The sequence below is a fragment of the Pseudomonas fluorescens group sp. genome (assembly GCF_020093335.1).
Taxonomy (GTDB): Bacteria; Pseudomonadota; Gammaproteobacteria; order Pseudomonadales; family Pseudomonadaceae; genus Aquipseudomonas; species Aquipseudomonas petroselini.
In genome coordinates this window covers 48,400-61,755 of record NZ_JAIOKW010000032.1, presented here as the reverse complement: position 1 = coordinate 61,755, position 13,356 = coordinate 48,400, and the positions used below count along the sequence as shown (strand labels likewise).

13 protein-coding genes are annotated in these 13,356 nt (G+C 62.5%); 2 read left to right on the top strand and 11 right to left on the bottom strand.

Going from position 1 to position 13,356, the window contains the following annotated elements; genetic code table 11:
* Positions 1 to 1,426, top strand: a 1,426-nt coding sequence (locus K7431_RS24270; RefSeq protein ID WP_370636179.1) for a M91 family zinc metallopeptidase, incomplete at its 5' end; no start/stop codon positions are given.
* 159 nt (positions 1,427 to 1,585) lie between these two features.
* Complete coding sequence (locus K7431_RS24265) at positions 1,586 to 2,470, top strand: polysaccharide deacetylase family protein (protein ID WP_043204935.1); 885 nt, start codon at positions 1,586 to 1,588, stop codon at positions 2,468 to 2,470.
* A gap of 40 nt (positions 2,471 to 2,510) precedes the next feature.
* Here the strand turns inward: K7431_RS24265 and pcaC are convergent, their stop codons facing one another.
* The 11 genes from pcaC to pcaR form a co-directional block, all read right to left on the bottom strand.
* Positions 2,511 to 2,909, bottom strand: coding sequence for a 4-carboxymuconolactone decarboxylase (pcaC, locus tag K7431_RS24260; RefSeq protein WP_012722676.1), 399 nt, complete (start codon positions 2,907 to 2,909; stop codon positions 2,511 to 2,513).
* A gap of 55 nt (positions 2,910 to 2,964) precedes the next feature.
* A complete protein-coding gene (gene pcaD, locus K7431_RS24255) occupies positions 2,965 to 3,756 on the bottom strand; it encodes a 3-oxoadipate enol-lactonase (protein WP_012722675.1) in 792 nt (263 codons plus the stop codon).
* A gap of 10 nt (positions 3,757 to 3,766) precedes the next feature.
* Positions 3,767 to 5,131 carry a 3-carboxy-cis,cis-muconate cycloisomerase gene (locus tag K7431_RS24250; protein WP_012722674.1) on the bottom strand — a complete coding sequence of 455 codons (1,365 nt, stop codon included), beginning with the start codon at positions 5,129 to 5,131 and terminating at the stop codon, positions 3,767 to 3,769.
* Between the two features lie 10 nt (positions 5,132 to 5,141).
* Complete coding sequence (locus K7431_RS24245) at positions 5,142 to 6,437, bottom strand: MFS family transporter (RefSeq protein ID WP_012722673.1); 1,296 nt, start codon at positions 6,435 to 6,437, stop codon at positions 5,142 to 5,144.
* Positions 6,438 to 6,613: 176 nt separating this feature from the next.
* The gene (pcaG, locus tag K7431_RS24240) at positions 6,614 to 7,180 is read right to left on the bottom strand and encodes a protocatechuate 3,4-dioxygenase subunit alpha (RefSeq protein WP_012722672.1); all 567 of its coding nucleotides are present in this window, start codon (positions 7,178 to 7,180) and stop codon (positions 6,614 to 6,616) included.
* Between the two features lies 1 nt (position 7,181).
* The gene (pcaH, locus tag K7431_RS24235; RefSeq protein ID WP_012722671.1) at positions 7,182 to 7,886 is read right to left on the bottom strand and encodes a protocatechuate 3,4-dioxygenase subunit beta; all 705 of its coding nucleotides are present in this window, start codon (positions 7,884 to 7,886) and stop codon (positions 7,182 to 7,184) included.
* A 17-nt stretch (positions 7,887 to 7,903) separates the two neighbouring features.
* Positions 7,904 to 9,106 carry a 3-oxoadipyl-CoA thiolase gene (pcaF, locus tag K7431_RS24230; RefSeq protein ID WP_173390398.1) on the bottom strand — a complete coding sequence of 401 codons (1,203 nt, stop codon included), beginning with the start codon at positions 9,104 to 9,106 and terminating at the stop codon, positions 7,904 to 7,906.
* Positions 9,103 to 9,885, bottom strand: coding sequence for a CoA-transferase subunit beta (locus tag K7431_RS24225; RefSeq protein ID WP_012722669.1), 783 nt, complete (start codon positions 9,883 to 9,885; stop codon positions 9,103 to 9,105). Before K7431_RS24225 ends, pcaF begins: the two co-directional genes overlap by 4 nt.
* Positions 9,882 to 10,739, bottom strand: coding sequence for a CoA transferase subunit A (locus K7431_RS24220; protein ID WP_010212331.1), 858 nt, complete (start codon positions 10,737 to 10,739; stop codon positions 9,882 to 9,884). The genes K7431_RS24225 and K7431_RS24220 overlap by 4 nt, the downstream gene beginning before the upstream one ends.
* A gap of 264 nt (positions 10,740 to 11,003) precedes the next feature.
* Positions 11,004 to 12,344: an MFS transporter gene (locus tag K7431_RS24215; protein ID WP_012722668.1), complete on the bottom strand. Its 1,341-nt coding sequence runs from the start codon at positions 12,342 to 12,344 to the stop codon at positions 11,004 to 11,006.
* A gap of 145 nt (positions 12,345 to 12,489) precedes the next feature.
* Entirely contained in the window at positions 12,490 to 13,332 is an 843-nt protein-coding gene (gene pcaR, locus K7431_RS24210) for a pca regulon transcriptional regulator PcaR (RefSeq protein ID WP_012722667.1), read from the bottom strand.
* Between the last annotated feature and the right edge of the window lie 24 nt (positions 13,333 to 13,356).

Sequence of the window (13,356 nt, the reverse complement as noted above, 5' to 3'; positions counted from 1 at the left end):
TCACCCCTCTGACCCCCCCGACGCACCCCGTACTCAAACCCAAAGAAAAATGCTGGTGGATGACGGCAACCTACGTGCCGGCCAGCTGTTGACCCAGGGTCTCAAGAACCCTGAACGGCCAGAAACGCTGGCTAACATTTTGTACCTCGAAACCGGCGAAAAATCGGACCAGATCCATATCAGCCAACGCCCTGACGGCCAGCTGTACGCGCAAGTGAACGGTCGCGACTACACCTTCAATACCGGTGACGGCCATTCAAACGTTCCGACCTTTCTCCACATCAAAACCGGGGCGGGTGACGACCGTATTACCATTGACCCCACTGTCACCGTGCCCGTGGAGATCGAAGCCGAAGACGGCGATGACGTTATCCAGGCAGGTGGCGGCAACACCAGCATCTATGGCGGGCGCGGCAATGACCATATCCGCCTTGGCAGCGGCATAGGCTATGCAGAAGGCAATGAGGGCGACGACACGATAATTGGAGGCCCTGGCCACGCGGTCATGTACGGCAACAATGGCAACGATCGCCTGTACGCAAGCCACGGACCGAACAGTAAACACAGCCACCTCGATGGCGGTACGGGCGACGACAAGCTCTACGCGGGCGATGGGTATTCGGTACTCAATGGCGGCCAGGGTGACGACACGTTGGTTGGCTACACCCACACCACCTTCTACACCGGTGAGGGACGCGACACAGTCGTGACCAACACCACTCAGGCACGTATCTATGCACAAGAGACGGATCGTCTGATCGGCACCCAAGGTTCAACTGTCACCTACGTGAAGTCTTCCGACGCGGGACGACTCGCCTTCGTTATCGACGGGGCACCCGATTTCATTCAGCGAGTCGAAGACGACCTGGCGCTGCTTCGCGCATCGCCCCAAGGGCAAAAAATGCTCGAGGCTTTGGACAAGGCCGCGGTGCAAAATGGTGCCCCCGTATACATAGTGCCATTCGCAGAGAGCAACGATTATTACGATTACTGGAACACTGATCTGCAAACATTGAAAGACGCTCATCAGCTTACCTATGAGCCAAATGCCCCAATGTACGGTTTCATCAAGGACGGGGTAGCCGGCGCGCGCGCGAATAGAGCCACGATTTCCTACAACCCAGCTCATATCTACGAGGGCGGCGACCTGCTCTTGCCGCTGTTGCTCCTTTACCATGAGATGGCGCACGCCTGGAACGGCGCCAATGGCACATTCCTGCCGGGCCTGAGCGATCCGACCGCAGCGCATCCTGAGCTTCCCGGCCCACCCAACTCGGAACAGCAAGCCGTGGGCCTGGCAACCAATGCGCCGCCGTTCGACTTCGATAACGACCCCTCCACGCCCCCCACCTCAACCAACCCCGCGCCGTTTACTGAGAACTCGCTTAACCACGAAATGGGCACGCCATTGCGACAACGCTACTGACACCTGAAAGCGGGCTCACGCAGCGGCCCGCCCCGCCTTAAGACCAACGGCGGGATTTACCGATGATGACAGGCGCAATCATGCTGTATCGTGCACGCGCCCTTTACCCGGCACAGGGAACTTAGCGACACGGATGACCACCTTTTTACCCAGGCCGCCATGAAATACCTGATTGTCATTCTGTCGATTCTGCTCAGCGGTTGCATAAGCGCGCCCATCGCCCTTACCCCGCAGACCGCACAACGCCTGCAAAACCAGGCGCCCATTCGTTTCCTGCTGACCTTTGATGATGGCCCCAGCGCCTCGGGCTATAACAACCCGAGCCGCTCAGTGGTGGCTGACCTGGCGCAAAACCCTGTGCTGCCGGGGATCAAGGCGGTGTTCTTTTTGCAGACCGAAGCCTCACGCTCCGGCGGCAGTTCACGGGGCCACAAGACCATGCAGCGCGAGTATGCGGCCGGCCACATCCTGGCTTTCCACACCGCCACCGCGTTTCATACCAACCACCGCTGGCTGAGCAACGCTGAGCTGGAACGCACCCTCACCCAGGGCGCCGCCGACATTGCCGCGATCACGGGCTCACCGCCCGTACTGGTCCGACCGCCGTTCTGGAATTACGACCGCCGTACCTTCGCCGCTTACCAGCGTCATGGCATGCAGGTGTTGCTGACGGACTTGAGCGCCAATGACGGCAAGATCTGGGGCTTCAACGGCAGCCCCCGCCGCCGGGCCAACGTGTACCGGCAACTCTCGGTGGTGCGCGAGCGCATCGCCCTGGGGGAGTTGCCCACGGTGGACGGGGTGATACCCGTGGTGGTGACCTTCCACGACATCAACCGCTACACCGCCAGGCATATGCAGGAATATTTGCAGATCCTGCTGGACAGCGCGCGGATCAACGGCATGAAGACCGCCGTTGAACCGTTCTATACCAACACTGCCCAGCTTCAGCACGCGGCGCTGGCGAGGACGGTAAAGGATGTCAGCGAGCCTGTGCATCTGCCGGGTGTGTGGAATTGGGTGTGGGACGCCGATTCTCACTGACGTCTGATGCCCGCTCCCACGTTTTTGACTGCACTTCAATTCAGTCTGGTTGGCGCGACTCGACGCCCAGCTCATCCCACACCGACTCCGCCAGGTGGAACGTCGCATTCGCCGCCGGAATCCCGCAGTAGATCGCGCTTTGCATCAACACTTCCTTGATCTCGGCGCGGGTCACGCCATTGCTCGCGGCGGCGCGCAGGTGCAGCTTGAGTTCTTCGCTGCGGTTCATGCCGATCAGCATGGCGATGGTGATCAGGCTGCGGGTGTGCCGCGGCAGGCCGGGGCGGGTCCAGATATCACCCCAGGCGTGGCGGGTGATCATTTCCTGGAACTCGCTGTTGAACTCGGTCAGGGCGTTGAGGCTGCGGTCGACATGGGCGTCGCCCAGCACTTCGCGGCGCACCTGCAGGCCTTCGGCATAACGTTGTTTTTCGTCCAAAAAAAACTCTCCGTATTCAAATCGATTACTGGTGGTGAGCGCCCTCGCCACAGGTTTAGTGCGCCAGCAAAAATGCCAGCACACGGTCACTGAACGCCGCGCCGACCTGCACATTCGACAGGTGCGCCGCATAAAACTCGGCGTATTCGGCGCCCTGCACATGGTTCTGGATAAAGTGGCTGCCAGCAGGCGGGGTGACCGCATCTTCGGTGCCGGCGACCACCAGGGTCGGTACTTTGATCCGGGCCAATTGATCACAGTAATCCGCATCGCGCACCGCTGCGCAATTGGCGGCATAACCTTCGGGCGACGTCGCCGCGAGCATGTCGGTAATCTGCTTGGCCTGGTGCGGGTTGGCCGCCGCGAAATCGGCGGTGAACCAGCGTGCAATCGATGCATCGCGCAGCGCGACCATCGCCGCCGCGCCATCACGCAGCACCGTTTCGATGCGCAGGTTCCACACCTCCGGCGTACCGATCTTGGCGGCGGTGTTGCACACCACCAGGCGCTGCAGACGCTCGCCGGCGTTGATGCCCAGCCATTGGCCGATCAGGCCGCCCATGGAAAGGCCGCAGAAATGCGCGCGCTGAATAGCCAGCGCATCCAGCAGCGCGAGCACATCGTGCCCCAGTTGCTCGATGCTGTAGGGCCCCGCCGTGACCAGGGATTTGCCATGGCCACGGGTGTCAAAACGCAACACACGAAAATGCTTGATGAAGGCCGGGATCTGGATGTCCCACATATGCAGGTCGGTGCCCAACGAGTTGGACAGCACCAGCACTGGCGCATCCACGGGCCCATCCAATTGGTAATGCAGTTCGCCCTCGGCGAGTTGTACAAATGCCACAGCGGCCTCCTTAGGCGGTCAATGCAAAATGTTCGGTCACAGCGCGGGTCACCCAGGTGTGCGCCTGTCCCAAGTAGTGGGCCGGGTCGAGCAGGCGGTCCAGTTCGGCCGCCGACAGCTCGGCGGTGACCTGCGGTTCATCTGCCAGCACCGCGCGCAAATGGCGCCCATCGGCGACGGCGCGTTTGCAACATTGCTCCAGCAGATGGTGCGCCGTTTCGCGCCCCAGCCGTTGAGCGAGCACGATGCTGACAGCTTCGGCCAGCACCAGCCCTTGGGTCAGGTCGAGGTTTTGCGCCATGCGTTGCGGGTCGACTTCCAAGCCTTCGCTCACCAGCAAGGCCTGTTGCAACGCACCGGACACCAAGCGGCAAATCTCCGGCAGGGTTTCCCATTCGGCATGCCACAGGCCCAGGCTGCGCTCGTGCTCCTGGGGCATGGCACTGAACATCGTCGATACCAGGCCCGGCACACGGGTGGCGGTGCTGATCAGCACCGCCGCGCCCACCGGGTTACGTTTGTGCGGCATGGTGGACGAGCCGCCCTTGCCCGGCGCCGAAGGTTCGAAGACCTCTGCCGCTTCGGTCTGCATCAACAGGCTGATATCGCGCCCCAACTTGCCCAGGCTGCCCGCGATCAAACCGAGCACGCTGGCGAACTCCACCAGGCGATCGCGCTGGGTGTGCCAGGGTTGCTCGGGCAGGTTCAGTTGCAACTCCGCTGCCAGCGCCTCAGCCACCGGCATGGCCTGCTCGCCCAGCGCTGCCAGGGTGCCGGAGGCACCGCCGAATTGCAGCACCAGCAGGCGCGGTTTCAGCTCTGCCAGACGCTGGCGACTGCGGGTTACCGCCCCCAGCCACCCGGCGATTTTCATCCCCAGGGTGACCGGCGTCGCATGTTGCAGCCAGGTACGCCCAGCCAACGGCACACCCGCATAACGCTGGGCCTGGGCGGCAAGAATGTCGCCCAGGTGCGCCAGGTCCGCTTCGATCAGCGCCACCGCTCGCCGCAGTTGCAGTACCAGGCCGGTGTCCATCACATCCTGGCTGGTGGCGCCCAGGTGCACATAGCGTTCGGCCCCGGCATCTTCACTGGCAATCAACTTGCCCAGCGCCTTCACCAGTGGAATCGCCGAATTGCCCGCCGTGGCAATCGCCACGCCGAGGGCATCCACGTCATACAACGAGGCCAGGCACGCCTGGGCAATCGGTGCGACGGCGGCCTGGGGAATCAACCCGACCTGGGCCTGGGCCCGGGCCAACCCGGCTTCAAAATCCAGCATGCCCTGCAAGCGGCCCTGGTCGCAGAACACCTCGGCCATGCTGCCTGCCGTGAAGTAAGCGTCGAACAATTGATTGCTCGTGCGCAGTGTCATAGCTCATCCCTTACAGATCGTGGTGCAAGTACTCCGCCTGTTTCGGCAGACGCAAGCTGAACAGGAAGGCCACCGCCATCATGCCGGTGACGTACCAATAAAAGGTGTTTTCCATGCCCATGGACTTGAGGCCCAAGGCCACGTATTCCGCCGAACCGCCGAAGATCGCGTTGGCCACCGCGTACGCCAGGCCCACGCCCAGGGCGCGTACATGAGGCGGGAACATTTCCGCTTTCACCAGGCCGCTGATCGAGGTGTAGAAACTCACGATGGCCAGGGCCAGGGAGATCAACACAAAGGCCAGGAACGGGCTGGTCACGGTTTTCAGGGTCAGCAGGATCGGTACGGTGCACAGGGTGCCGAGAGCGCCGAACCAGAGCATCGAGTTACGGCGGCCGATCTTGTCCGAGAGCATGCCGAACAACGGCTGCATGCACATGTACACAAACAGCGCGCCGGTCATGATGTAGCTGGCGGTCTTGGCGTGCATCCCGGCGGTGTTCACCAGGTACTTCTGCATGTAAGTGGTGAAGGTGTAGAAAATCAGCGAGCCGCCGGCGGTGTAGCCGAGCACGGTGATGAACGCGGCCTTATGGTTGCGGAACAGCGCGGCAATGCTGCCGGCATCCTTGTCCTGGCGCATTTCCTTGCTGGTGGTTTCCTTCAAGGTGCGACGCAGCAGCAGGGAGATCACCGCCGCAATCGCGCCGATCACGAACGGGATCCGCCAGCCCCAGGCGCGCAATTCTTCTTCGGTGAGGATCTGTTGCAGGATCACCACCACCAGCACCGCCAACAGTTGCCCGCCGATCAGCGTCACGTACTGGAACGACGCGAAGAAACCACGCTGGCCCTTGAGCGCGACTTCGCTCATGTAGGTCGCGGTGGTGCCGTATTCGCCCCCTACCGACAAACCCTGGAACAACCGCGCCACCAGCAGCAATGCCGGGGCCCAGGCGCCAATGTCTTTGTAGGTGGGCAGGAAGGCGATGACCAGGGAACCGGCGCACATCATCAGCACCGAGATCATCATGGAGTTCTTTCGCCCGTGCTTGTCGGCCACACGGCCAAACAGCCAGCCGCCGATGGGGCGCATCAGGAATCCGGCGGCGAACACGCCGGCGGTGTTGAGCAGTTGCACCGTAGGGTCATCCGACGGGAAGAACGCCGGGGCAAAGTAAATGGCGCAGAAGGCGTAGACGTAGAAGTCGAACCATTCGACGAGGTTGCCGGAAGAAGCCCCGACAATCGCAAAAATCCGTTTGCTGCGTTCTTCTCCGGTGTAGTGACTGGTCGTTGTTGTCATGTGTTTTCACTCAGTGGGAACGGTTATAGCCTAGACATACTTTGCAATAACCTCGTTCCGCAAGCAGACTTTTGGGTAGGTAGTGCCTGAACCGACCCCATCGGGGGCAAGCCCCTCCCACACCGCCTATCAAATGTGGGAGGGGGCTTGCCCCCGTTGGGGCCCTGACAAACGACTCAGTAATCGAAGAACACCGTTTCCTTGTCTGTCCCTTGCAAAATCACATTCCACTGATGCACACCGTCCGCATCCGTCTTGGCAATCAAAGTACCCCGCCGCTCTGCAGGCACACACGCCAGCAACGGGTCATCGCCATTCAAGGCCTCGCCCTCGAAATAAATCCGCGTCAGCAGGTGCTTCACCAACCCACGGGCGAACACCAGCACCACCAAGTGCGGCGCCTGGGTGGTGCCCTTCAGGCCCGGCACGGCACCCGGCTTGATGGTGGTAAAGCGAAACCGCCCTTCGGCGTCCACCGGCACCCGTCCGAAACCTTCGAAATTGGGGTCCAGCGCTTTGTCCTGGTCGTCTTCCGGATGGTCGTACTTGCCGGCGGCGTTGGCCTGCCAGACTTCGAGCATGGCGTCGTTGACGACATCGCCGTTGCCATCCACCACTTGCCCGCTGATCGCCACGCGCTCGCCGAGGGTGGCGGCGACGGTCAGGTCTTCACGGTTCAGCCAAGTCAGGCCGATGTGGTAATACGGCCCGACGGTGTGGGACGTGGTCGCGTTGAGTGTCATCTCATTTCTCCATCGGCGTGGCGTCGCGGCCGCGCAGGACGATGTCCCAGCGGTAGCCGAGCGCATAGGAAGGAATGGTTTTTTCCAGGTCGAAACGGGCGATCAAGCGTTCCTTGGCGCGGGTATCGGGTACGCAGTTGTAGATCGGGTCGTATTCCAGCAGCGGGTCGCCGGGGAAGTACATCTGCGTCACCAACCGCGTCAGCACGCTCGGGCCGAACAGCGAAAAGTGGATATGCGCCGGGCGCCACGCATTGTGGTGGTTGCCCCACGGGTAGGCGCCGGGCTTGATGGTCTGGAACTGGTACCAGCCCTCGGCGTCGGTGACGGTGCGGCCGGTGCCGGTGAAGTTCGGGTCCAGTGGCGCGTCGTGCAGGTCGCGCTTGTGGTTGTAGCGGCCGGCGGCGTTGGCCTGCCAAATTTCCACGAGGATGCCAGGCACCGGCAGGCCGTTTTCATCGAGCACACGGCCATGAATGATGATGCGCTCGCCCTGAGGCTCGCCTTCATGCTGGGCGGTGAGGTCGTTGTCCTTCGGGTCGACACGTTCGGCGCCGATGGTCGGGCCGGTGATTTCCGACAAGGAATGGGGCAGGAACACCAACGGTTTGGACGGCGAACGCAGGTTCGTCGACTGGTAGGCCGGGTGCAGGTAATCCGGTTGAGTGCCCGCTTGCGGGCGCCGGTATCCGGGCTTGTCACTCATGGAGCAATCCTCTCTTATTAGATGCGTTCAATCGCCAGGGCCAGGCCTTGGCCTACCCCCACGCACATGGTCGCCAGGCCTTTACGGCCGCCGGTTTTCTCAAGTTGATGCAGGGCCGTCAGCACCAGCCGCGCGCCGCTCATGCCCAGCGGGTGGCCGAGGGCGATGGCGCCGCCGTTCGGGTTGACCTGGGGAGCGTCGTCGGCGATGCCCAGTTCGCGCAGCACCGCCAAGCCTTGGCTGGCGAAGGCTTCGTTCAGTTCGATGACGTCAAAATCAGTGACCGCCAGGCCCAGACGCTCCACCAGTTTGCGCACCGCGGGCACCGGACCGATGCCCATCACACGCGGTGCAACACCGGCGCTGGCCATGCCCAATACGCGGGCGCGTGCGGTCAGCCCGTGTTTCTTGACGGCCTCGGCGGAGGCCAGGATCAGCGCTGCCGCACCGTCATTCACACCCGAAGCGTTGCCAGCGGTGACGGTCTTGTCCGGGCCATTGACCGGTTTGAGTTTGGCCAAGGCTTCCAGGGTGGTGTCCCGTGGGTGCTCATCGTGCTCCACCACGGTTTCGCCTTTTTTATGGGCGACCCGCACCGGTACGATTTCTTCGGCGAAAAAGCCGGCGGCCTGGGCCGCAGCGGTGCGTTGCTGGCTGCGCAGGGCAAAGGCGTCCTGGTCGGCGCGGGACACCTTGTAATCGTCGGCGACGTTGTCAGCGGTCTGCGGCATCGCATCCACGCCGTACTGCTCTTTCATCAAGGGGTTGATAAAACGCCAGCCGATGGTGGTGTCTTCCAGCTTCATGTTGCGCGAGAACGCCGCATCGGCCTTGCCCATGACGAAGGGCGCACGGGACATCGACTCGACGCCACCGGCAATCGCCAGTTCCATTTCGCCGCTGGCAATCGCCCGGAAAGCCGTGCCGATCGCGTCCATACCCGAGGCGCATAAGCGGTTGAGGGTCACGCCCGGAACGCTGTCCGGCAGGCCCGCCAGCAACAGCGCCATGCGCGCCACGTTGCGGTTGTCTTCACCGGCCTGGTTGGCGCAGCCGAGGAACACTTCATCGACCGCATTCCAGTCCACCGACGGGTTGCGTTCGATCAGTGCCTTGATCGGCAGCGCGGCCAAGTCATCGGCCCGCACGCTGGACAGCCCACCCCCGAAACGGCCGATGGGGGTACGAATGGCATCACAGATAAAGACATCGCGCATCAGGCTTCTCCCGGTGCTTGGCCATGGGCGGCCGCGGTGCGTGCTTCAAGGTCACGCAGCGCAGTCAGCTCAACATCCGTCGGTTCGGCGGTGGTGTCGACCTGATCGGCAAAACGAATGGCCCAACCGGTGGCAGCCACCACTTGCTCACGGGTGACGCCAGGGTGCAGCGCGGTGACCACGAACTCATGGGTGCCCGCTTCCGGCTCCATGATGCACAGGTCGGTAATAATCCCTACAGGCCCGGCGCCCGGCAGACCCAGGCGTTTACGCGAGTCGCCGCCTTCGCCGTGGCCGACCGAGGTGATGAAGTCCAGTTTGTCGACAAACGAACGCGACGACTGCTTGAGGATGATCAGCACGCTCTTGGCCGAACCGGCGATCTCCGGCGCACCGCCAGCACCCGGCAGGCGCACTTTGGGTTGGTGATAGTCACCGACCACTGTGGTGTTGATGTTGCCGAAACGATCGACCTGGGCCGCGCCAAGAAAGCCGACGTCAATGCGTCCACCCTGCAGCCAGTAGCGAAAGATCTCACCAGTGGGCACTACGGTGTCCGCGGTTTCCGCCAGCTCGCCATCGCCGATGGACAGCGGCAGCACCGAGGGCTTGGCGCCAATCGGGCCGGACTCATAGATCAGTACCACATCCGGCGACGAGGTCAGGCGCGCCAGGTTGGCCGCCTTGGACGGCAGGCCGATGCCGACGAAGCAGACGGAGCCGTTCTTGAGGCGGCGCGCGGCGGCGACGGTCATCATTTCATTGGTCGAGTAAGCCATCACTTGGCCTCCTGCGCGGTGGCCAGCTTGGCCTGGAATTCGGTGAAGTCGGCAGTGCCGTGGATGTATTCATTGATCCACGCGGTGAAGGTCCCACGGTCGCGGGCGATCGGGTCCCACGCTTGGTAGAAGCGATTGTCGCGTTCGTTATAGCCGTGGGCGTAGGACGGATGCGCGCCACCCGGTACATGGCACACCGCTGTCAGGGCCCAGGTCGGCAGCACGCAGCTGTTCATCGGTGCATTGAGGTCATCGACGATTTCTTCGACGGTGACGATGCAGCGCTTGGCCGCCAGGGCCGCCTCCTTCTGTACGCCGAGGATGCCCCAGAGCAACACGTTACCTTTGCGGTCGGCCTTTTGTGCGTGGATCACGGTGACGTCCGGACGCACCGACGGCACCGCCGCCAGCACTTCACCGGTGAACGGGCAGGTCACGGTCTTGATCAGCGGGTTGACCTTGGGCAGGTCGGAACCGGCGTAGGCGCGCAGTACCGCGAACGGCAGGCCCGAGGCACCCGCGACGTAGGCATTGGCCAGGTCGGCATGGCTGTGCTCTTCAATTTCCAACGGTTGCGGCCATTGCTTCTCGACCGCGTCGCGCAGGCGATGCAGGGAGCCCACACCCGGGTTGCCGCCCCAGGAGAAAATCAGCTTGCGGGCGCAGCCGGCACCGATCAACTGGTCGTAGATCAGGTCAGGCGTCATACGCACCAGCGTCAGGTCTTTCTTGCCCTGACGAATGATTTCATGACCCGCTGCCGTAGGGATCAGATGGGTAAAGCCTTCCAGAGCGACGGTATCGCCGTCGTTCACAAATTGCTTCACCGCGTCACGCAGCGCGAGGATTTCAGCCATGGGGTTCGGGCTCCCGGTGTGGATCGAAAAAGGCGCTGAGGTGGCGCCGAAGTGCTTGAAGATTAAGCCGGGGAAACGGGCCAAACAATCCGATAATCGACTCAGCGTTCGATTATCGAACGAATTGTTGCTTAGCTAATAGTCTGGAGGAACACGGTCAATGTGGGAGCTGGCTTGCCTGCGATGGCATCGCCGCAGTGTCACTGGCATACCGAGTCGTCTGCATCGCAGGCAAGCCAGCGCCCACAAGCGAAGCGGCCACCGTCAGGTAGCGTCAGCGTGGCTGACCATGCCTTTGATCACGACAGCGGCCGTGGCCAACGCGGCGGGAATCACCAACGCCGTGAGCACCTGCTCGAAGTTCCAGCCCAGTCCCAGCAAGGTCGCGCCCATCCATGCCCCCAGGATCGCGCCGAAGCGACCGATGCCGAGCATCCACGACACGCCGGTGGCGCGGCCTTGGGTCGGGTAGAAGCGTGCGGCCAGGGACGGCATCGCCGATTGCGCACCGTTGACACACATGCCGGCGATCAGCACCAGGGTGGCAAGCAAGGTGATATTGCCCAGGCTCTGCCCCACCGCATAGGCAAACACCCCGGCCAACAGGTAGAACGTGCCGATGACCTTGTGCGGGTTGAATCGGTCCATCGCCCACCCCACACCCACTGCACTCAACACACCACCGAACTGGAACAATGCGCCGATAAATGCCGCCTGCTCCATGCTGGCGCCGCTGTCGCGCATCAGGGTCGGCAGCCAGCTGGTGAGCAGGTAAACGATCACCAGGCCCATGAAGTAGGTCAGCCACAACAGCAAGGTGCCGGCACTGTAGGTACCGGAAAAGATCACCGCGAATACGTTACGGGCCTTGACGGTTTTCTGCTCGGGCACGCTGAAATGGGTGGCCTGGGCGACGATGGAGGGCTCGATGGGTGACAGGGTTTTGCGCACCTTGTCGGTCCCCCGATTGCGCACCACCAGGTAACGCGCCGATTCGGGCAGCCACACCAGCAACACCAACGCCAGGATCAATGGCAGGACGCCGCCGATCAGCAGCAGGCTGTGCCAGCCGAACGCCGGGATCAGCTTGGCCGAGATGAACCCGCCGCCGGCCATGCCCAGGTTGAAGCCGCAGAACATGCTGGTCACCAGCAACGACTTGTGACGTTCCGGGGTGTATTCGGACAGCAGGGTCGTGGCATTCGGCATGCCGGCGCCCAGACCCAGCCCGGTGAGAAAGCGCAGCACCAGCAACTGATCGACGTTGCTGCTGTAGGCCGAAGCCAGGCTGAAAGCGCCAAACACCAGCACCGCCCCTACCAGCACCACCTTGCGCCCGAAACGATCCGCCAGCGGGCCGGAGCCCAGCGCGCCGAACACCATGCCGATCAATGCGGCGCTCATCACCGGGCCGAGGCTGGCGCGGTCGATGCCCCAGTCCTGGGACAATGCAGGCGCGATAAAGCCCATGGCGGCGGTGTCGAGGCCATCAAGGAAAACAATCAGGAAACACAGGATCACCACGCGCCACTGATAACGTGACAGAGGCTGGGTATTGATGAAGGACTGGACGTCCAACGGAGTACCGACAGAGGGCTGATTCATTATTTTTATTTCCACACCGATGGCGGGCTGACGACCTGGGGCCGTCGTTATTATTCGGCGCCCCTTCGAGCGCTGCCGCACATTAATAAGCCAGGGGAAACACCGTCAATTCATCAACCCGGGTTCTGTGCGGTCACCGAACAGCTTAGGCAAACAGCTGCGCACTCAACTCGCGGCTGGCACTGAGCATGCTCGGCAGGAAGCGCTGTTCCAGCTCACTGCGGCTGACACGCCCGGCATGGGTGCTGACGTTCAGCGCGGCCAACACCTGGCCCGACGCGTCGTAGACCGGCACCGCAATGGAACGCAGGCCCTGCTCCAGTTCCTGGTCGACGATGCACCAGCCCTGTTGACGCACTTGTTGCAGGCATTCGAACAGCGCCTCAGGCGTCGTGAGGGTACGGCTGGTCTTGGTTTGCAGGTCGGCGTGGTCGAGGTAGTCCTGCAGCGAGGCATCGTCCAACGCCGCGAGCAAAATGCGGCCCATGGAGGTGCAATAGGCCGGCAGCCGCCCTCCCACCGACAGGTCCACGGAAATCAGGCGCTGGGTGGTGGCCGAACGGGCGATATAGAGGATGTCGTCACCTTCGAGTGTCGCCATGTTGCAGGCTTCGTGGAGCTGCTCGCTCATGCGATCCAGGTAGGGCTGGGCCGACACCGCCAGCGGTGTGGACGACAGGTAGGCATGGCCCAGGGTCAGGACTTTGGGCAATAGCGAATAGGTCCGCCCGTCGGTGGTGGCGTAACCGAGCTTGATCAAGGTGTGCAGGCAACGGCGCACGGCGGCGCGGGGGATTTCCGTTCGGTGGCTGATCTGGGCGATGGTGAGGTGGCGCTTGCGTTCCTGGAACGCCTGCACCACGGCCAGGCCACGGGCCAGGGAGGTCATGAAGTCCGGATCACCGGTAAACGCTTGGATACGCTTGGCCGGAGAGGCAACGATCGGCGGCGCCGCTGACGCGAAAGAGTTGCGCAATTGATCGTTCATGTCGGGATCCTTTCTCTTATTGTC